The organism is Psychromicrobium xiongbiense, from assembly GCF_030271165.1.
GTDB lineage: Bacteria > Actinomycetota > Actinomycetes > Actinomycetales > Micrococcaceae > Renibacterium > Renibacterium xiongbiense.
In genome coordinates, this window is record NZ_JASSZH010000026.1 from 29056 (window position 1) to 49430 (window position 20375).

Genomic DNA, 20375 nt, shown 5'->3' on the forward strand with positions numbered 1-20375 from the left:
CAGACGCTCAGCCGGTGACGGTACCGAAAGCCAGCCCCAGCAGATAGGTCACGGCCGCCGCACCCAGGCCGATGACCAGCTGCCGCACTCCACGAGCCAGGGGTGGGGTGCCGGAGAGCAGGCCCACGATGGCGCCGGTCCCCACCAGGGCGAGCCCGACCAGAGCGATGGCAATGCCTACGGCCAGCCACCCGGAGAGGCCGATGATGAAGGGCAGCACCGGGATGACGGCTCCGGAGGCAAAGAAGCAGAAGCTTGAGGCCGCTGCGCCGAAAGCTGTGCCGACTGTCTCGTGGGCGTCTGCCTCGCCATCGGCCGGGGAAGTGGGATTGAAGGACAGGCTCGGGTCGCAATCGCAATCGCAGTCGTAGAGGCCCAGACGTTCGGCCGCCCGGTGTTCGGCATCTGCCAGACTCATGCCCCGTGCCCGGTACACCAGCACCAGTTCGTTGGCATTCAGGTCCAGCGCCTTCGCGGCGGAGAGCGTGATCTGGGTCGGCAGGGTGGCGGTGAGCAACTCGCGCTGCGAGCGTACCGAAACGTATTCACCGGCGCCCATCGAGAGGGCTCCGGCCAATAACCCGGCGATGCCGGCCAGTAGCATCGTGTGCGAGCCAGCCCCGGCACCAGCCATGCCCATCAGCAGCGAGAGGTTGCTCACCAGACCATCGTTGGCTCCGAAGACGGCAGCCCGGAAGGTCCCGGAGAGCCGGTTGCGGCCGCGGGTGGCCAGTGCGCGGATCACCTCTTCGTGAATGGCCTCATCGGCGGCCATCGTCTCGGTGGCATCACTGTCTGTGGCGTAGGGGGAGCGGGACTCGGCGCGCTGGGCCAGAGCGAGAACGAAGACCGAGCCGAAGTTCCGGGCAAAGAATCCCAGCAAGCGGTTGTTGAGGGAGGCCTTGCGGGTAGTGCTGGCGTGCGGGCCGAGAAGAGCGAGCCAGTGATGCTCGTGGCGACCTTCCGCCTCCGCGAGGGCCAGCAGAATCTCGCGTTCCTCGCCACTGCGACGCTCGGCCAGTGCCCGGTACACGGCGGCCTCGGCGCGTTCATCGGCCAGGTAGCCCTGCCATCGCTTGATCTGTGCAGCACTCGGTGGGGCAGAATCTGGCTGGGCTCCGGAGGGTGTCGATGAAGGGTCTGAGGGCGTGGCGGAAGGCATCATTCTCCTTGGGTTCGCCTCACTGTATCCGGATTTTTCACGGTTTTTCGGCTGGCACCCCTCGGTTCTCCGCTTCGGTATGCCTCAACCGCGGCCGTCGTTGGAGCTACCTCCGCCGTCGACTCAGCCGACGTGGACCCAGGGCCGGTGTTCCAGGTCAGGCTCCGCCTCGCGGAGCACCTCCCGGGTCACCGGCGCGATCTCACCTTCACCGGTGAACAGAAATTTGAGCATATTGGTGACCGGATTGCCCTCGGTCCACCGGAAGTACACATGCGGCATCAGCCCCGTCGCATCGCGCAGATGCAGCAGCACCGCAGCAATGGTGTTGGGCACGTTGTTGCTGTGCACACTGAGAATCTTGTAACCATGCCGACGCACGCCCACTACCGTCAGCGCCTGCTCAAAGTCCGAGGAATCGTCCACGCTGACCTCGATGAACATCACCTGGTCCGGATCGGGCAACTGGTTCACCGAGGCCACCTGGCGGACCTTGTGACGGTAGGCGGAGGCGCTCGTCCTGCGCGGGTCGTGGGCGATGATCCGCAGCGGACCATCCTCGGTAGCGGCCACCATCTCCAGTGCGGCGTCATCGAGTCGGATGTGCGTGGAGCGCAATTCAAAGGAGCGTCGCACCCGACTGAGCAGGCTGACCACCAGGATGCCCAGGATGAACAGTGCTGCAATGCGCAGACCATCCGGGCGCTCAATGGAGTTGGCAACCGTGGTGTACAGGAAGACCACGGAGATGGCGGCGAAGGCGATCATCCGTCCCTTCTGCTTTTTCCGGCGGCAGGAGATCGTGACCGCCACCGCCGCCGAGGTGATCAGCACCAGCACGCCAGTGGCGTAGGCGCCACCCTGGGCGTTGACGTCGGCATCGAAGATCAGCGTGATCAGGAAGGCGATGGCGATGAACACCAGCACTAGCGGACGCAGAGCCCGCGCCCAGGCCGGTGCCATGCCGAAGCGCGGCAGGTAGCGCGGCACCAGATTGAGCAGACCCGCCATGGCGGAGGCTCCGGCGAACCATAGGATGGCGATGGTGCTCAGATCGTAGGCCGTGCCGAATCCGTCGCCCATCAGGCCATGGGCCAGGTAGGCCAGTGCACGGCCGTCCGCCTTGCCACCGGACTGGAATTCCTGGGCCGGGATCAGGATGGTGGTGGCGATGCTGGAGGTGATCAGGAAGGTGCTCATGATCAGGGCGGCGGTGGTCATGAGGCGGTGGGCGCCACGGATCCGGCCGGTCGGGTTCTCCGGTGTGTCACTGGGATCGCCCTTGATCTGCGGCATGACCGCCACGCCGGTTTCGAAGCCGGAGAGGCCCAGGGCCAGTTTGGGGAAGACCAGCAGCGCGACGGCCACCAGCATGATCGGGTTCCCGTGCTGGGTGGTCAGCGCCATCCACCAGTCGTTGACCTGAACGGAGCTGTGGAACGCCTCGACGAGGGCGGCGAACACCACCACGGCGTTGAGCATCAGGTATACGGAGACCAGCACCAGTGCCACTCCCATAGCCTCTTTGAACCCGCGCAGGAACACGGCGCCGAGCAGAGCGACCAGCACCAGGGTGATCAGCAGGTTCTGGCCATGCAGAAAGCCGGGAGTGAAGGGGTTTTCCACCACGTGTGCTGCAGCATCTGCGGCGGAGAGAGTAATGGTGATCATGAAGTCGGTCGCTGCAAATCCGAGCAGTGCGAGCACGAACAACTTGCCCCACCAACGGGGGAACAGACGCTCCAGCATGGCGATGGACCCTTCGCCGCGCGGGCTTTCCCTGGCCACCCGCCGATAGACCGGCAGTGCGCCCAGGAGTGTCACGGCTACCAGCACGATGGTCGCCAGCGGGGCCAGGACGCCCGCAGCGAGTGCCGCGATGGCTGGCTGGTAGCCCAGGGTGGAGAAGTAGTCCAGGCCGGTGAGACACATGACGCGCCACCAGGACTGCGGCTTTTCCGCTTCTTCGTGACGCCTGCTGGGCTTACCGGAAGGCTGGGGCATGCCTTCAAGAAGCCAAATTTTGAAGGCTTCGAGCCCGCGTGCCTTGGGCCGTGAGCCTGGCTCGAACGGCGCTCTGGACAAGGAGGTCACGATATTCCTTTCGGTGACTGGTCTGCGGCCAGCCACTGGACTCTAGCATCCGGGATTCCCCCCTCAGGTGGATTTTGACGAAATCTTTATGGTGCTGGGGGAGGGACACGTACACATCACAGATAACTGACTGAAGCTGAGTGAAATGCTCTGCTTTGAATCGAAAGGCTCCAGTAGATGCCGAGCCCGTCGTCGCGCGTCCCGAACCCTGACACAGCTATCCACGTCCTGGAGGAGTAGCCCCATCCCCGGGAGGCCGGAATATTCAGCGATTGCATACCGTTGGATAGATAGATGCAAACGTATCTTGATGAATGAAGGTGTGGAAGTGAGCGGGTTGGCAACGGAACGATCCATCGTGGTGATCTCGGCAGGGCTCGGGGCGCCCTCGTCCAGCCGCCTGCTGGCCGATCAGATGGCGGCAGCGGCCTCGGTGGCCGCCGCGGAGCGTGGGGTGGCTGCGCGACTGACCGTCGTGGAACTGCGCGATCTCGCGGTCGACATCGCTCAGTATCTGGTCAGCGGGACGGCAGCCTCAGCCTTGCGGGACGCCTTGCGTGCCGTAGAGCAGGCCGACGGCCTGATCGTGGTGACCCCGGTGTATTCCGCTTCCTACAGCGGCTTGTTCAAGTCCTTCTTTGACCTGATCGACCCGGTCTCGCTGCACGACGTGCCGGTGCTGCTGGGAGCCACCGGTGGTTCCATGCGGCACTCCCTGGTGCTTGACCACGCGCTGCGACCCTTGTTCAGTTACCTGCGCGCCGCCATTACGCCGACCGGTATCTATGCCGGTCCGGATGACTGGGCGGCCAGCGACTGGGCGGCCAGCTCCCACGGCCAGTCTGAGCTCGATTCGGAGCTGAGTCAACGGGTCGTCCGCGGTGCTCAGGAATTCGCCCAGGCGATGGCGCACCGACCGGTCCGCAGCCCGAGGGCACTGCTCGCGCTGCCTGCGGCAGCGGCGGAGCCCGTGGAGCAACCTCCCGCGCGGCGCCAGGCCACGGAGCGGCTGTCCAACGGGCTGCAGGCCACCGCCTGAGTGTTATTTCCGCTTGCCCCGGTCCAGCAGCAACGCCAGGCCGATGGCCAACAGCCAGAAGTCCTTGGCCATGGCGGTTCCCGCCGCTGTGGGGCGAATGCCATCCGGCTTGGTCAGGCCCGGGGTCTTGAGATACAGGTACACCATGCCGGAGGCAAAGCCGGTCAGCGCCAGCCCGGCCAGTCGGCTCGGAATGAACGGCAGCAGCAGGGCCGAGCCCACGCCCAGCTCGGCATAGCTGAGATAGCGGCCAAAGCGCTCCGGTTCCAGGGACTTCAGCTGAGGGAAGGCATTGAGTGCCAGCTGCTGCAGATGTTCCGCACTGGCCTCATCCAGCGAGAGCTTGCCCGCACCGGAGTTCAGGATGAAGGCGCCGCTGGCGAGTCGAAGGGCCAGGTGGCTGAGTCGGGGTGCCATGGTCTTCCTTTCAGTAGATACTGCGAACCTACCGTTTCATCGACTCGCGGCCAAGGGCACCTTTCCGGGTGACTTCCTGGTAATGCTCGATGAGCTGGCCACAGACCGCCGTCCAGGTGCGCCCCTGAACCGAGGCATGGGCGGCATGGGCAAAGGCGGCGCGCTTGGCGTCATCGCCCGCCAGATCCTGGACATAGGCTCGGAGCTCGGCGAGATTCCCGGGCGTGTACAGCCAGCCCGTGCGTGAATTGTCCACCAGATCCAGCGGGCCGCCGCGGCCCGTCGCGACCACCGGAACGCCTGAGGCCATCGCCTCCTGGATGGTCTGGCAGAAGGTTTCGAATTCGCCGGGGTGGACAAAGAGATCGAAGTCCGCCATGGCGTGTGCCAATTCCTCGCCGCCCAGGAACCCGGCGAAGTACGCCTGGGGGAGCTGAGCCTCCAGCTGGGCTCGCAGCGGGCCGTCGCCGATGATGACAAGCCGCGTCCCCGGCAGATCAGCCAACACGGCCAGGTCCTCCACCTGCTTTTCGGCAGCCAGCCGCCCCACATAGCCGATCAGCGTCCGGCCCTCGGCTTGCGCGGCCCGGCGTAGTACGCCATTGCGCTTGGTCGGATGGAAACGTACGGTGTCCACGCCGCGTCGCCACAACTGCACCCGCGGAATCCCGTGCCCCCGGAGCTGATTGAGGGCAAAGCTGGATGGCGCCAGCGTGCGATGGGCGAGCATGTGGATGTTCTCCACCCGGTTCCAGGCCCAGTTTTCCAGGAAAGGCACACCGTAGCGCGCCGCGTAGGAGGGGACCTCGGTCTGATAGATGGCGACGCTCGGGATACCGAGCTGCTCTGCCGCCCGCACGGCACGCCAGCCGAGCTCAAAGGGGGAGGCGAGGTGAACGACGTCCGGGGCAAAATCGATCAGAATCCGTTTGATCCGGTGAAGCCAGCCGAAGGCCACCCGCAGGTCCGTATACCCGGCCATGGGCAGCGCCGGAACCCGCAGGATCGGGGTGCCGTGCACAGAGCGGGGGGCCAGCGGATCCGTGCTGGAGGGCGCGATGACGAGCGCCTGATCCCCGCGGGACTTCAGATGCTCCAGCACTTTCAGCAGGGAGTGGGTGACGCCATTCATATTCGGCAAAAACGATTCGGCGAAAATTGCGATCCTCACGCTTCCAGCATCCGCCTGCCGCGTTGATGGCCGGATGCCGCCCGGTGTCGTGTCGCCGAAGTTCAGGTGAACAACGCGTGGCCGCGGTCCGGTGGACGGGCCCACCGAGGCGGATCCGGCCGTCTGCGGCGAGGCCGCATGGCTGCTTCCGGCTGACATGACACCATGGGGGACGATGAAACTCACCCGTGCACAGGATGGCCAGCGTGGCCTTCCCATGCCTTTATGGCTTCAGGGAGTCTGGGAAGCGATCCAGTTGGGCGTGCTGACCGCGCTACTGGCTGTGATGCCGCTGGCTGCCGTCTACTTCACCGGCGGCTTCGGCAGCCCGAGCCTTGACGCCACCGCTCGACTCGGTGGTCAGGCCTGGTTGTTGATCCATGGCGTTCCGCTACAACTGACCTTTCTGGACGGGGCATCCTCCGGGGCGACCCGCACCGGAATGCTCACCCTCATCCCCTTGGCCTTCACGGTGATCCCCTTCGTATTGGCCCTGCGTGCCGGTCGTCGGCTGGCCAGGGCCTCCTATACCGATCAGCTGTGGCAGGCTCTGCTGGGGACTGCCGTGGTCTACGCTGCCCTGGGCCTGGCCACCGGTTACCTGTGCAAAACACCCCAGGTCTCGGCATCGCTGGTGGCGGCGTCGCTGGTTCCGCTGATTCCGGTGGGCCTCGGACTGGTCTTCGGGGCGCGGAGGGAAGCGGGGAGCTGGGGCAGGCTGGTCGGCTTCGACCGGGCAGCCTGGATCGCACGCACCGGGCAGACCTCGCGCTGGGCGGGTTCCTATGCCTGGGCCGTGATGAGGTCAGCCGGGGTGGCGGTCATCATCGCCCTGGGGCTGGCAAGTCTGCTATTCGCCGTGAATCTGGCCCTGCACTGGGCCGAGGTGGTGGCAGTTTATGAAGGACTGCGTGCCGGTCCGGTGGGCGGTGCCGCTCTGACCGTTGCTCAGCTGGGCTACCTGCCGAATCTGGCGGTGTGGACGCTGGCCTGGTCCAGTGGTTCCGGCTTTGCCCTGGGCATCGGATCCACCGTGGGCCCGCTGGCCACTTCGGTGGCCCCGGTGCCGGCGATCCCGCTGCTGGGTGCACTGCCGGTGGGGCAGCTGAGCTGGGGCGTGGCTGCGATGGCGATTCCCGTGCTGGCCGGGGTGCTGGCGGGGTGGTGGTTCCTGCGTGAGGGGGAGAATCATCTGGAGGAATGGCTGCACCTGCGGTTGCGCGAATCCTGGCTGGCCACCGGTCTTTCCACTCTGGCGCTCGCCGTCTGCACCGGAGCCGCTGCGGGCGTCATCGGCGGGGTCCTGGCCTGGCTCTCGGGTGGCTCGGTGGGAGTCGGACGGCTGACCGAGATCGGCCCTGATCCACTGACGACGGCGGCCTGGCTGGCTGCGGAGGTGGCCGTCGGTGTGCTGATCGGTCACTCGGCGGCTCCGTGGCTGGAAGCTCCCCGCGGGGATTCCAGCACTGAGGATCACTAACGCCTAACGCGCTCCCAGCCTTCGCAGGCTCAGGCCGGGGCCCTCCCGCGGTAGCGCCTAACGCGCTCCCAGCCTTCGCAGGCTCAGGCCGGGGCCCTCCCGCGGTAGCGCCTAACGCGCTCCCAGCCTTCGCAGGCTCAGGCCGGGGCCCTCCCGCGGTAGCGCCTAACGCGCTCCCAGCCTTCGCAGGCTCAGGCCGGGGCCCTCCCGCGGTAGCGCCTAACGCGCTCCCAGCCTTCGCAGGCTCAGGCCGGGGCCCTCCCGCGTTAGCGCCTAACGCGCTCCCAGCCTTCGCAGGCTCAGGCCGAGGCCCTCCCGCGTTAGGCTGGTCCTCATGCGTATTGTCGTTTTAGTCTCCGGCACCGGCTCCAATCTTCAGGCTGTGATCGATGCGGTCCAGCGGGGAGCGCTGCCCGTGGAGATCGCCGCGGTGGGTTCAGACCGACCAGGGACCTACGGCATCGAACGCTCCGCCGCCGCCGGTCTGGAAACCTTTGTGGTGGACTTCTCCGCCTTTGACAGCCGGGCTGACTGGGATGCTGAACTGCTCCGGGTGGTGCAGTCCTACCAGCCGGATTATGTGGTTTCCTCCGGATTCATGCGAATCGTCGGCCCAGAGTTCATTGCCGCCTACCCGCAGCGCTACCTCAACACCCACCCGGCCTTGCTGCCGTCTTTCCCGGGTGCGCATGGAGTCAGGGATGCCTTGGCCTATGGGGTCAAAGTGACCGGCTGCACCATCATGTGGGCCGATGCCGGGGTGGATACCGGTCCGATTATCGCCCAGCAGGCGGTCAAGGTGTCTGACCACGATGACGAAGCGTCCTTGCACGAGCGGATCAAGGTGGCCGAACGCGAACTGCTCCTGGAGACCCTCGCTCACCTCGCCTCAGCCCAGGACAGGTTAACCCAGGACGGGTCAGCCCAGGACGGCGGCGACGGCCTGCGCGGTGAGTCGTGAGGCGCCGAAGGTCGTCACCGTCGCCAGCGGCGTCGGCGCGGTCGGGCTCAGGCCGGTGTTGAGGCAGACCGCTGCCGGATTGAGTTCAGCCAGTCGCGCCAGCGCCTCCCATTGCACTGTCCCGGGTCGCACCTCGTTCGCGATCACCAGATCGGGTACATCGCCTCTGAGATTGCGGCGCAGCGGGCGGGTGGACTCCAGCACGCCGACCACTGCGTCGACAAAAATGGATCCCTGATTGTCCACCGCCATATTGTGTGCGTCCCGCAGATCGTGAACGGTCAGCTCGCCCGGCACTTGCAGAGTCAGAGCGGCCGATCCCTTGAATGCGCGCGGCAGAATGCCGGGCCAGTCCGCCGAGGGCGGCGGCATGGGCGCGGTGGTGCCCAGGGTGTTGGCGAGGTCCCGGGCCAGCGCCCGGTTCCGTTCCCCTGCTTCGCGCAGGCGCTCCAGCGGCAGAACGCCGCTGCTCACAGCCGCCAGGAGCGCATTGCGAACCTCCAGATAATCCGCCCGATCCAGATCCGTCCCGGGATAGTTGGCCGGGTTCCCGACGCAGAGCAGATCGAGCCCGGCCAGAATCGCCCGGACCGCACCCTCACCTGAGCCCACGGTGGCCCGGATGGCACCCATATCCAGGGCATCGCTGATCAGCAGACCGCGGAACCCGCCCTCACGCAGCAGCGCAACTGCCCGTGGATTGTTGGTGGCTGGCTCCTCGCCCAGAGCCGGAATCACCAGATGGGCACTCATCATGGCCTGGACGCCGTGGGCCGCCGTGGCCAGGAACGGTGCCAGATGCGTGGCCCGGAACTGTTCCAGAGGAAGCTCGATGCGCGGCAGCCCGTGATGCGAGTCGCTTTGGGTATCGCCGTGCCCCGGGAAGTGCTTGGCACAGGCAGCGACCCCCTGGCGCCGAATACCCACGGTCATCGCACTCGCATGTCGGGACACCAGTTCGGTGCTGGCGCCGAAGGACCGCACACCGATCACCGGATTGGCCGGGTTGGTGTTCACATCCGCCACCGGCGCAAGGACCAGATTCACTCCGACGCTCCGGCACAGCGCCCCGATCTGCGCTCCGGCGGCCTCCGTGAGCGCGGTATCGTCCAGTCGGCCCAGCTGCGCGGCACTCGGCAGCAGCGAACCGGTGCCGCTCTGCAGCCGTGTGACGTCGCCGCCTTCCTCATCGGCGCCGATCAGAGCCAGCGGGTTGAGCCCGGTGATCTGTGCGGATAGGGCGGCCAGCTGTTGGCCAGTGGCGTCATCGCCGGCGATGTTCTGCTTGAAATAGACGACGCCGGCCAGCCCCTGAGTCAGCGCCTCGGCCAACCAGCTGGGCAGGCTGGTCCCCAGGAATCCTGGCCAGATGACGGCGTTGACGTCCCGGAGAAGCTGCTCTGAGCGCTCTGAATCCATTGGGTGAACCTATGTGCCGCCATGACGGGTGTCAATGCGTTGCTCCCACCGTCGACGTGTCCCGCCCTGCCAGCCTCGCTAAACTGGGTGCGTATCCACCCACTTCGCGGTCCCGCTGCTCTGGCACCGTACCGCGGCCACCCCCGGAGAGTGCTGTGTCTGAATCGAATGCTGAAACTCAGATCGTGTCCGTAGATTTCGTCCCGATCCGACGCGCTCTGATCTCCGTCTATGACAAGACCGGGGTGATCGAACTGGCCACCGGCCTGCATGCGGCAGGCGTCAGCATCGTCTCCACCGGTTCCACCGCCCTGCGGATTCGTGAGGCAGGAATTCCGGTCACCCGCGTGGAGGAAGTCACCGGTTCAGCAGAGATGCTCGATGGGCGCGTCAAGACCCTGCACCCGCGAATTCATGCTGGCATCCTGGCTGACCGCCGCCTGGAGGACCATGTCCGGCAGCTCGCGGACGCGCAGATTGAGGCTTTCGACCTGGTCGTGGTGAACCTCTACCCCTTCGTGGACACGGTGCGCTCCGGGGCCGACCGTGACGCCGTCGTGGAGCAGATCGACATCGGCGGCCCGTCCATGGTCCGCGCGGCCGCCAAAAACCACGCTTCGGTGGCCGTCGTCGTGGATCCGGCACAGTACCCGGAGGTCATCCTGGCCGCGCAGGGCTCCGGGTTCAGCCTGGCTGAGCGTCAGCGACTCGCGGCGGCAGCCTTCGCCCATACGGCGGCCTATGACACTGCAGTTGCTTCCTGGACGGCCCGCCAGTTCGCCGACGGAGCTGAAGGTGCCGCCTTCCCGCCCTACCTGGGGCTGGCTCTGGAACGCTCCGAGGTGCTCCGTTATGGGGAGAACCCGCACCAGCCCGCGGCGCTGTACGTGGACAAGGCGGCCGGGGCGGGCATTGCCCAGGCGGACCAGCTCCATGGCAAGGCGATGAGCTACAACAACTATGTGGACGCCGATGCCGCCCTGCGCGCCGCCTTCGACTTCGATCAGCCGGCGGTGGCGATCATCAAGCACGCCAATCCCTGCGGCATCGCGGTGGCGACGGCAGGCCCGGACGATGCCGATCCGGTGGCCGTGGCGCATGCCCGCGCGCACGCCTGTGATCCGCTCAGTGCCTATGGCGGCGTGATCGCGGTGAACCGGCCAGTCACGGCTGGCCTGGCCGCCAACCTCAAGGGTGTGCTGACCGAGGTCATCATCGCCCCGTCCTTTGAGCCGGAGGCGCTGGAGCGACTCCAGCTGCGCCAGGACATCCGTCTGCTGACCCTTCCCGAGGGTTACCAGCGCGATGAGGCTGAATTCCGTCAGGTCTCCGGCGGGATGCTGGTGCAGATGACGGACACCCTGGAGGCCGATGGCGACGACCCGGCAAACTGGCAGCTGGTGGCCGGTCCGGCAGCGGATGAGGCCACATTGAATGATCTGCTCTTTGCCTGGCGGGCCATCCGCGCCGTGAAGTCGAACGCCATTCTGCTCGCCAAGGACGGCGCCTCGGTCGGCATCGGCATGGGCCAGGTGAACCGGGTGGATTCCTGCAAGCTTGCGGTGGAGCGGGCCAACAGCCTGGAACTGGACGATGCCGGCAACCCGGTGGAGCGGGCACGCGGGGCCGTGGCGGCGTCCGACGCGTTCTTCCCGTTCGCTGACGGGCTCCAGATCCTGATCGACGCGGGCGTCCGCGCCGTCGTTCAGCCGGGTGGATCCAAGCGCGATCCCGAGGTGATCGAAGCCGCCCAGGCGGCCGGCGTGACGCTGTACCTGACCGGTGCCCGACACTTCTTCCACTGATTCTGCCGAGTCGAGGCCCCAGGGGTTTGCCTGAGGATATGTGAACGACGACGGCACCGCGCCGTCGTCGTTCACATATCCGGCTAGCGTCCGCGTGCCTTCCGGCTAGCGAGTACGCTGGGATGGCTATATCCCTGAAGATAAACAGCAGTAGGAGACGCCCTGATGGCCAAGATCATCTACACCCACACCGACGAAGCGCCCATGCTGGCGACGCATTCGTTCCTTCCGATCGTCAAGGCATATGCCTCCCACGCGGGTGTGGAGATTGAGACCCGGGACATCTCCCTGGCCGGACGTATCATCGCCACCTTCGGCGATTTCCTCACCGAGGAGCAGCGCATCGGCGACGCCCTCGCGGAGCTCGGCCAGCTGGCCAGGACGCCCGAGGCCAATATCGTCAAGCTCCCGAACATCTCGGCCTCCATTCCTCAGCTCAAGGCCGCCATCGCCGAGCTCCAGGGGCAGGGCTACGCGCTTCCGGACTACCCGGACAGCCCCTCCACGGAGGAGGAGACGGACATCCGCGCCCGCTACGACCGGATCAAGGGCTCCGCCGTGAACCCCGTTCTGCGCGAGGGCAACTCGGACCGCCGTGCGCCGTTGTCCGTTAAGACGTATGCCCGCAAGTACCCGCACTCGATGGGGGCCTGGACCCCCGAGTCCAAGACCAACGTCGCCACCATGGGCGTGAATGACTTCCGTTCCAATGAGCAGTCCGTGACGCTGGCCCAGGATGACGTCCTGACGATCCAGGAGGTCTTTGACGATGGTTCGGTCGAGGTACTCCTGAAAGACCTCAAGGTCCTGGCGGGCGAGGTGGTGGACTCCACCGTCCTGCGTGCTGCCGCCCTGGACGAGTTCCTGGCCGCCGCCGTGCAGCGCGCCAAGGAGGAGGGTGTGCTCTTCTCCGCTCACCTCAAGGCCACCATGATGAAGGTCTCCGACCCGATCATCTTCGGCCACGTGGTCAAGGCGTACTTCCACGAGCTTTTTGCCACCTACGGAGAGCAGCTGGCCGCTGCAGGACTCAGCGCCAACAACGGCCTCGCCGCGATTCTGGGCGGGATCGACGAGCTCCCGGAGGGCATCCGTGAAGATGTCCGCAGCCTGATCGCCAAGGGCCTGGAAGAGGGCCCTGCCCTGGCCATGGTGGACTCGGACAAGGGCATCACCAATCTGCACGTCCCCTCCGATGTGATCGTTGACGCCTCCATGCCTGCCATGATCCGCACCTCCGGCCACATGTGGGGCCCGGACGGCAAGGAGCACGACACCCTGGCCGTGCTGCCGGACTCCAGCTACGCCGGTGTGTACCAGGTGGTCATCGATGACTGCCGCGCCAACGGAGCCTTTGACCCCACCACCATGGGCACTGTCCCCAATGTTGGCCTCATGGCGCAGGCAGCCGAGGAGTATGGCAGCCACAACAAGACCTTCGAGATCGCCAGGGCCGGCACCGTTCAGGTCGTTGCCTCGGACGGCACTGTCCTGATGGAGCACACCGTGGAGCCCGGCGACATTTGGCGTGCCTGCCAGACCAAGGACATTCCGGTCCGCGACTGGGTGAAGCTGGCAGTTACCCGCGCCCGCGCCTCTCAGACCCCGGCCGTCTTCTGGCTGGATGAGACTCGCGCGCACGACGCTCAGCTGATCGCCAAGGTCACCGAGTACCTCAAGGACCACGACACCGAGGGCCTGGATCTGCGCATTCTCTCTCCGGAGGAGGCCACCAAGTTCACTGTGGAGCGCCTGCGCCGTGGTGAGGACACCATCTCCGTGACCGGCAACGTACTGCGTGACTACCTGACGGATCTGTTCCCCATCCTGGAACTGGGCACCAGTGCCAAGATGCTCTCCGTGGTCCCGCTCATCAACGGCGGCGGCCTCTTCGAGACCGGAGCGGGCGGTTCGGCCCCGAAGCACGTCCAGCAGCTCGTCTCCGAAGATTATCTGCGCTGGGATTCCCTGGGTGAGTTCTTCGCCCTGGTTCCGTCCTTCGAGCTGTACGCGGAACAGGCCGGTACGCCGGGTGCCAAGGTCCTTGCCGATACCCTGGATCGTGCTACCGGTACCTTCCTGCTGGAGAACAAGTCCCCGGGACGCAAGCTCGGTACCATCGACAACCGCGGCTCCCACTTTTACCTGGCGCTCTACTGGGCCCAGGAGCTGGCGGCGCAGCAGGAGGACGCGGCCCTGGCGGAGGCCTTCGCGCCGCTGGCTGCCGCGTTGTCCGAACAGGAGCAGTCCATCGTCGCGGAACTGCTCGCGGTGCAGGGGCATGCGGTGGAGATCGGTGGCTACTATCGCCCGGATGAGGCCAGGGTCTTTGAGGTCATGCGCCCTTCAGCCACGCTGAACGCGCTGGTGGATGGCTTCAGCGCCTAGTCTTCTCGGTCTTCTGCACCGAGGGTCGGTGAGTAACGATGACGGCCGGTCACCTTCCGTGGAGGGTGACCGGCCGTCGCTGTCCTTAAGGCGTGGCTGGGGGTGTCATCCGGGACCATGGGGAGAACTCTCCATCGCGAATCATCGGACGATTGACTACAGTGTGATCGTGCACCGAATGGTTATTCGGTGCGCTTGTCGCCGAACCATCTGAAGGATCGCCATGTTCACTGCTGCTGTCACCGCCCTCTCGAGCGTGCCGTCGCGTACGACCACCGTCGATAGCGCCGTCTTCACGGCCGCGGGTTGGTTCTTCGCGATTGCCGGTATCGCGCTGATCGCGACCTCATTCCTGCCCAAGCTCAAGAGCGGCGGTCGGCTGCTCGGTATCATCGTGGGCGTTCTCATCGCGGGGTATGGCATCTACCTTGAGTTGCCGACCACGACCAATGGCTGGTTCAGCCTGTACTTCTTCATCCTGCCGGTCGGTCTGATCATTCGGAACATCGCGGCCTCGGTGCAGGGCCGTAAGCCCCCGGTGCAGCCCATGTCTCATAACCCTGGCGGCTACGTGCCCGGTCAGAACCCGAGTGGCTATGTCCCCGGTCAGAACCCGAGTGGCTACCAACCCGGCCAGATGCCTCAGTCAGGCCAGGCAGCTCCGCACGGCCAGGCAGCTCCGTACGGTCAGCCTGCTCAGCCTGGGCCGGCGGACAACCAGCCTGGCTATGGCCAGGCACCACAGGCGCCGTATGGTCAGCAGCAGCCCTACGTTCAGCAGCAGCCGGGTCAGCAGCCCTACGTTCAGCCCACGGATCCCACGGCCTGACCCCTGCGCCGCAGTCATCTCAGGACACCCCGTTTGCCATGTGGCAGGCGGGGTGTCCTGCTCTGAGATGCTGTGATCTTCGACACGCCGGGTGTGTCGCGGAAACCGTGCAGAATCACCCGCGAAACACGCCGGAAGCGGAATCGAAACCTTCTCCGAGCCGGACCCCGGAATCCCGGGGAACTTGCCTCGACCTGGCTGCCCCGGCGAGAGAAATTGGCTGAAATCCCGAGCTCTTCGTTACCCGATCTTTTCCCGATACTTGTGTCCAGAAACCGCAAAGTGGCTGTATTGTTCAGACACATATTGGGTGTGACGCCAACCACACGATGGTAGGCGCGCGCTTTGGTTTCGGGAGGGAATCTTGATGTATCGAAAGAAAATCCTGGCCTCGATGGCCGTCGTAGCCACGGTGGGCCTGCTCATGAGTGCCTGTGCTAATCAGAGTGGCGGTGGCGACTCCACGGGTTCAAGCAGCAATAAGATCGACATCCCCGTGATCTCCTCGATCAACGTTCCAGCCAATGCCGTTCTGCCCAAGGGCAACGGTAAGGCGACGTGTCCGGCAACGACGACTCTGGCCTATGTGGGTGCCCAGACGGGCCCCAACGCCCAGCTCGGTGTGAATATCTACAACGGCATTCAGCTGGCTATCAACGAGCACAATGCCAGTAACCCCGGCTGCCAGGTGCAGTTCAAGAAGTTCGACACCGAAGGTTCGGCAGACAAGGCCACAGGCCCGGTCACGGAGGTCACCAACCAGGCGAGCATTATCGGCGTCGTCGGTCTCCCGTTCTCCGGTGAGTCCAAGGCAACCGGAAACATCTTTGAACAGTCCGGACTGGTCCACATCACGCCGTCCGCGACGGCCCCCGTGCTGACCACCAACGGATGGACCACCTTCTTCCGCGGCCTGGGCAACGACGCGGTTCAGGGTCCTGCCGCGGCAACCTTCCTCACGGATAAGTTGCAGGCCAAGAAGATCTTCGTGGTGCAGGATGATTCCGAGTACGGCATCGGCCTGGGCTCGGCTGTGACGGACAAGCTGAATTCTTCCGCGAAAGACAAGCTGGCTGGAACCGAAAAGGTCACCACCGGCCAGAAGGACTTCTCCGCGGTGATTTCGAAGATCCAGAATGCCAAAGCGGACGCCGTCTTCTACGCCGGCTACTACGCAGAAGGCGCCCCCTTCGATCAGCAGCTGGTCAACAAGGGCTGGGCCGGGACCTTCATCGGTCCGGATGGCGTCAAGGACGATCAGTTCATCAAGCAGGCTGGCGATGCCTCATCGAACGCCTACTTCACCTGCCCCTGCATCCCGGGTGAGTTGATTCCGACGTTTGCCACGGCGTACAAGGGCGTATCGAACGGTGCCGAACCTGGCACCTACTCGATTGAAGGCTACGATGCCGCCACGGTGCTGCTCTCCGGCATCGACGCTGGCAAGCAGAGCCGCGCGGACCTGCTGAGCTGGGTCAAGTCCTATGACAAGGACGGCCTGAGCAAGCACTACAAGTGGGACAGCAAGGGCGAGCTGGCGGCCCCGACGGTCTACGGATACAAGGTCCAGAACGGCAAGATCGTTCCGATTGGTCCGATCGGCGGCTGACCTCAGATCATGACAGGGCTGTGGGGCCCGGCAACCTTGGACCCCACAGCCCTGCCATGACCGGGACTCTCACGTCGGAACAACCGTCAGGAGCGCGCCATGCTCGTCAGTATTCTTCACGCCGCGGCCGCCGCGGCCGCCGCGCCGCAGCTCGTCCCGCAGCTGGTTCCCGTTGATGGCGAATGGATCACCTTCGACGTCAACTCGCTGGCCGAAAACTTCTGGTCCGTCACCTTTGACGGGCTGACCTTCGGTGCCATCTATGCGCTGATCGCACTGGGATACACCCTGGTGTACGGCGTGCTCAACCTCATCAACTTCGCCCACTCCGAGGTGTTCATCGTCGGCTGTTACGGCGTGGTGTTCACCCTGACAGCGCTGGGCTTTGGCCCCTCAGCACCGCATCTGAGCATCGGTGCCATCCTGTTGAATCTTCTGCTGGCCATCATCGTCGCCATGGTGGCCTCGGCTGTTACCGCCTTCCTGCTCGAGCGACTGGCCTACCGCCCCCTGCGCAGGAAAAATGCGCCGCGGCTGGTCTTTCTCATCACCGCCATTGGCGCCTCTTTTGTCATCCAGTACTCCTTCTTCCTCTGGCGGGGCGCCAATCCTGAACCTGCGGTGACGATGTTCAAACCCACCCCGATCTTTGAGGTTTTCGGCACCATCATCGATTCGCAGCAGATCATCATCGTGGTGGCTGCGTTGATCATGATGATCGTGGTGGATCAGTTCATCAGCCGCTCCCGCACCGGACGCGGCATCCGCGCCGTGGCGCAGGACCCGGATACGGCGACCCTGATGGGCGTCAACAAGGAACGGATCATTGTCACGACCTTCGTCATCGGCGGTCTGCTGGCCGGTGCTGCAGCGTTGTTCTACGTGATGAAAGTGCCCTCCGGTGTGCAGTACAACGGAGGGTTCATCCTCGGCATCAAGGCCTTTGCGGCCGCAGTGCTGGGCGGCATCGGCAACGTCCGCGGCGCGCTGGTCGGCGGCCTGCTGCTGGGCCTGATCGGCAACTACGGCCAGATCCTGCTGGGCAATTCGCAGTGGACCGACGTGGTGGCGTTCATCGTGCTGGTGCTGGTCCTGCTGATCAGACCCCAAGGCCTGTTGGGCCAGACCCTGGGAAGGAGCAAAGCATGAGCGCGCACGCTTCGACCAGCCGCAGATCAGCGTCCGGAGGAGGTCTTTTCCGGGCCTGGGGCGAGAAATGGCGGATGCTGCCGCGCTGGCAGCAATGGGGCTGGCTCCTGATCATCGTGGTGCTGGCCTATCTGCTGCCCGTACTGAACCCGCCCATCATCACCACCGAGCCCGGGACCAACTTCGCCATCGCCTGTTCCCAGATGGCCATTTTCGCCCTGGTCGCCGTCGGCCTGAACATCGTGGTCGGCTATGCGGGCCTGCTGGACCTGGGGTATGTGGCCTTCTACGCGGTGGGCGCCTATGTGACGGCCATGCTGACCAGCCCGGACTCGCCGTTCCTGAAGATCCCATATCTGTGGACGATCCCGGTCGCCATGGCGGTGACGATGTTCTTCGGCGTGATCCTGGGCATTCCCACTTTGCGCCTGCGCGGCGACTATCTGGCGATTGTGACCCTGGGCTTCGGCGAGATCATTCGCATCCTGGCCACGATCATCCCGGCGATGAAGGGGCAGGTGGGCTTCCAGAACATCGGGCGGCCGCCGGGCGAGGATGCGGCAGGAGTTCCCATTTTCTCCAACTCCAACGGAACGCCCTGGTACTGGCTGACCATCACGATCATTATCGTGGTGCTGCTGCTGGTCGGCAATCTGGAGCGCAGCCGGGTGGGACGGGCGTGGATCGCCATCCGCGAGGATGAGGACGCCGCCGAGATCATGGGCGTTCCGGTCTTCAAATACAAGGTCTGGGCCTTCGCCCTCGGCGCAGCAGTGGGCGGTCTTTCAGGGGCACTGTTTGCCGGGTCCACGGGCTTTGTGAACAACCAGAAGTTCGATGTCCAGACGTCGATCCTGTTCCTGGCAGCCGTGGTTCTCGGCGGCGCGGGCAACAAGGTCGGCGCCATCATCGGTGGAGCCCTGGTGGCCTATCTGCCGCTGCGATTCACCGAGATCGCGCCTTATAAGTACTGGATCTTCGGCCTGGCCCTGGTCCTGCTGATGATCTTCCGGACGCACGGCCTGCTGGCCGCCCGGCAACATCTGCTCGCCTATGGTCGCTCCGTCTACGTCAAGCTCGCTCAGAAGCCTGGTGCCGGTGCTCCACCCGGCGGTGCCGCCGGTTCCAGGACCGTGGCCGGAGAAACCCGTGAAGAGGGGGCGGGAGCATGAGCGAATCGCTGACGCCCGGTTCCGGGGCGCCCCGTGAAGTGGCCGATGCCGCCAGTCCAGGCGAGCAGGAAGCGCTTGAGGCGGTGATTGACACTGCGGAGCTGGAAGAGAAGGGCATCGATCTGGAGGTGGCCGAGGCGGCAGCACCGGAGCGCGAGTTTGCGGTGCCGGTGGGCGATGACCTGGTGACCGTTCAGAACCTCACCATGAAGTTCGGCGGGCTGGTCGCGCTGGACGACGTCTCCTTCTCGATCAAGCGCGGCGAGATCCTCGGGTTGATCGGCCCCAACGGGGCGGGGAAGACCACCTGCTTCAATGCGATGACCGGGGTGTACAAACCCAGCAGTGGCAAGGTGTTGCTGGAGGGAGTGTCCATCGGTGGCAAACAGCGGCACAAGATCACCCGGCTGGGCCTGGCCCGCACCTTCCAGAACATCCGACTGTTCGGTGAGATGACGGCGCTGGAGAACGTCGTCGTGGGTCTCGACGCCCGGCACCGCACCAGTGTGGGAGGAGCGCTCCTGCGGCTGCCCACTCATGTGCGGGAGGAGAAATCCTCCATCGAGCGGGGGATGGCCCTCCTGGAGTTCGTGGGCATTGCGGAGCATGCCAATGACCTGTCCCGCAATCTGTCCTACGGATCCCAACGGCGTCTGGAAATCGCGCGGGCACTGGCCACTGATCCCAAACTGCTCTGCCTGGATGAGCCCGCAGCGGGCTTCAACCCGGCAGAAAAAGAGGGCCTGATGGAACTCATCCGCACCATTCGGGCCGATGGGTACACGATCCTGCTGATTGAGCACGATATGAAGCTGGTGATGGGCGTGACCGACCGGATCGTGGTGCTGGAGTTCGGTAAGAAAATCGCCGATGCTGTGCCGAAAGAGATTCGCGAGGACCCCAAAGTCATTGCCGCCTACCTGGGGGAGCCTGAAGATGAGTCTGCTTGAGCTCAAGGACGTTTCCGTGTTCTACGGGCGGATCCAGGCGCTGGAACACATGAGTTTCAGCGTGGAATCCGGGGAGATCGTCTCGCTGATCGGCGCCAATGGTGCGGGCAAGACCACCACCATGAAGACTATCTCCGGCCTGCTGAACCCGACCCACGGCACCATCCACTTCGAGGGTGAGGACGTGACGAAGGTCAAGGCTCATCTGCGGGTGGTGCGCGGGATCTCCCAGGCACCGGAGGGCCGGGGGATTTTCCCGGGGATGACGGTGGCCGAGAACCTGGACATGGGAGCCTTTGGTCGGGCGGATAAGTCCGGGCTGAGCGGGGATCTGGAGCGGGTCTTCGACCTGTTCCCGCGGCTGAAGGAGCGCCAGAAGCAGCTGGGAGGCACCATGTCCGGTGGTGAGCAGCAGATGCTCGCCATTGGCCGGGCGCTGATGTCCGACCCGAAGCTGCTCTTGCTCGACGAGCCGTCGATGGGGCTCGCACCGCAGTTCATCAGGCAGATCTTCTCGATCATTGCGGAGATCAACAAGCAGGGCACCACGATCCTGCTGGTGGAGCAGAACGCGAATCAGGCGCTGGCCAAAGCGGACCGGGCGTTCGTCCTGGAGACCGGGAAGATCACCCATGAGGGAACCGGCAAGGAGCTGATGGCGAATCCCGCCATCAAGGAGGCCTACCTGGGGGCTTAGCCTCCACTCTTCGCTGAGTGTCGAGGTAACGCT

General features: G+C 65.0%; 16 protein-coding genes. 11 read left to right on the forward strand and 5 right to left on the reverse strand.

Annotated elements, in window-relative coordinates; all coding sequences use genetic code 11:
* Nucleotides 1-7: 7 nt before the first annotated feature.
* The gene (locus QQM37_RS10570; protein ID WP_285727283.1) at nucleotides 8-1162 is read right to left on the reverse strand and encodes a VIT1/CCC1 transporter family protein; all 1155 of its coding nucleotides are present in this window, start codon (nucleotides 1160-1162) and stop codon (nucleotides 8-10) included.
* Between the two features lie 123 nt (nucleotides 1163-1285).
* Nucleotides 1286-3256, reverse strand: a complete 1971-nt coding sequence (locus QQM37_RS10575; RefSeq protein WP_285727285.1) for an APC family permease — start codon at nucleotides 3254-3256, stop codon at nucleotides 1286-1288.
* A gap of 328 nt (nucleotides 3257-3584) precedes the next feature.
* Here QQM37_RS10575 and QQM37_RS10580 point away from each other — a divergent pair, with 328 nt between their 5' ends.
* Nucleotides 3585-4295 (forward strand): CE1759 family FMN reductase, encoded by a 711-nt coding sequence (locus QQM37_RS10580; protein ID WP_285727287.1) that lies wholly within the window; start codon nucleotides 3585-3587, stop codon nucleotides 4293-4295.
* Nucleotides 4296-4298: 3 nt separating this feature from the next.
* Here QQM37_RS10580 and QQM37_RS10585 read toward each other — a convergent pair whose 3' ends face one another.
* Together QQM37_RS10585 and QQM37_RS10590 are read right to left on the reverse strand one after the other, a co-directional pair.
* Entirely contained in the window at nucleotides 4299-4712 is a 414-nt protein-coding gene (locus QQM37_RS10585) for a DoxX family membrane protein (RefSeq protein ID WP_285727290.1), read from the reverse strand.
* Between the two features lie 28 nt (nucleotides 4713-4740).
* Nucleotides 4741-5883 (reverse strand): glycosyltransferase family 4 protein, encoded by a 1143-nt coding sequence (locus QQM37_RS10590; protein ID WP_285727332.1) that lies wholly within the window; start codon nucleotides 5881-5883, stop codon nucleotides 4741-4743.
* A gap of 175 nt (nucleotides 5884-6058) precedes the next feature.
* On the opposite strand from QQM37_RS10590, the gene QQM37_RS10595 reads away from it, so the two are divergent.
* Nucleotides 6059-7363: a cell division protein PerM gene (locus QQM37_RS10595; protein ID WP_285727292.1), complete on the forward strand. Its 1305-nt coding sequence runs from the start codon at nucleotides 6059-6061 to the stop codon at nucleotides 7361-7363.
* Nucleotides 7364-7697: 334 nt separating this feature from the next.
* Complete coding sequence (gene purN / locus QQM37_RS10600) at nucleotides 7698-8324, forward strand: phosphoribosylglycinamide formyltransferase (RefSeq protein ID WP_285727294.1); 627 nt, start codon at nucleotides 7698-7700, stop codon at nucleotides 8322-8324.
* Here purN and QQM37_RS10605 read toward each other — a convergent pair.
* Nucleotides 8283-9743 (reverse strand): glycoside hydrolase family 3 protein, encoded by a 1461-nt coding sequence (locus QQM37_RS10605; protein WP_285727296.1) that lies wholly within the window; start codon nucleotides 9741-9743, stop codon nucleotides 8283-8285. The genes purN and QQM37_RS10605 overlap by 42 nt on opposite strands.
* Nucleotides 9744-9928: 185 nt before the next feature.
* Here QQM37_RS10605 and purH point away from each other — a divergent pair, with 185 nt between their 5' ends.
* The 8 genes from purH to QQM37_RS10645 all read left to right on the forward strand — a co-directional run bounded on the left by purH (nucleotide 9929) and on the right by QQM37_RS10645 (nucleotide 20342).
* On the forward strand, nucleotides 9929-11548 hold the full coding sequence (gene purH / locus QQM37_RS10610) for a bifunctional phosphoribosylaminoimidazolecarboxamide formyltransferase/IMP cyclohydrolase (protein WP_285727298.1): 1620 nt from the start codon (nucleotides 9929-9931) through the stop codon (nucleotides 11546-11548).
* A gap of 165 nt (nucleotides 11549-11713) precedes the next feature.
* Nucleotides 11714-13936 carry an NADP-dependent isocitrate dehydrogenase gene (locus tag QQM37_RS10615; RefSeq protein WP_285727300.1) on the forward strand — a complete coding sequence of 741 codons (2223 nt, stop codon included), beginning with the start codon at nucleotides 11714-11716 and terminating at the stop codon, nucleotides 13934-13936.
* 223 nt (nucleotides 13937-14159) lie between these two features.
* The gene (locus tag QQM37_RS10620; protein ID WP_285727302.1) at nucleotides 14160-14765 is read left to right on the forward strand and encodes a hypothetical protein; all 606 of its coding nucleotides are present in this window, start codon (nucleotides 14160-14162) and stop codon (nucleotides 14763-14765) included.
* Nucleotides 14766-15132: 367 nt separating this feature from the next.
* Complete coding sequence (locus QQM37_RS10625) at nucleotides 15133-16374, forward strand: branched-chain amino acid ABC transporter substrate-binding protein (RefSeq protein WP_285727304.1); 1242 nt, start codon at nucleotides 15133-15135, stop codon at nucleotides 16372-16374.
* Nucleotides 16375-16473: 99 nt separating this feature from the next.
* Nucleotides 16474-17523 (forward strand): branched-chain amino acid ABC transporter permease, encoded by a 1050-nt coding sequence (locus QQM37_RS10630; protein ID WP_285727306.1) that lies wholly within the window; start codon nucleotides 16474-16476, stop codon nucleotides 17521-17523.
* The gene (locus tag QQM37_RS10635; RefSeq protein WP_285727308.1) at nucleotides 17520-18695 is read left to right on the forward strand and encodes a branched-chain amino acid ABC transporter permease; all 1176 of its coding nucleotides are present in this window, start codon (nucleotides 17520-17522) and stop codon (nucleotides 18693-18695) included. The genes QQM37_RS10630 and QQM37_RS10635 overlap by 4 nt, the downstream gene beginning before the upstream one ends.
* Nucleotides 18692-19645, forward strand: coding sequence for an ABC transporter ATP-binding protein (locus QQM37_RS10640; protein WP_285727309.1), 954 nt, complete (start codon nucleotides 18692-18694; stop codon nucleotides 19643-19645). The genes QQM37_RS10635 and QQM37_RS10640 overlap by 4 nt, the downstream gene beginning before the upstream one ends.
* A complete protein-coding gene (locus tag QQM37_RS10645; protein WP_285727311.1) occupies nucleotides 19632-20342 on the forward strand; it encodes an ABC transporter ATP-binding protein in 711 nt (236 codons plus the stop codon). Before QQM37_RS10640 ends, QQM37_RS10645 begins: the two co-directional genes overlap by 14 nt.
* Nucleotides 20343-20375 lie beyond the last annotated feature (33 nt).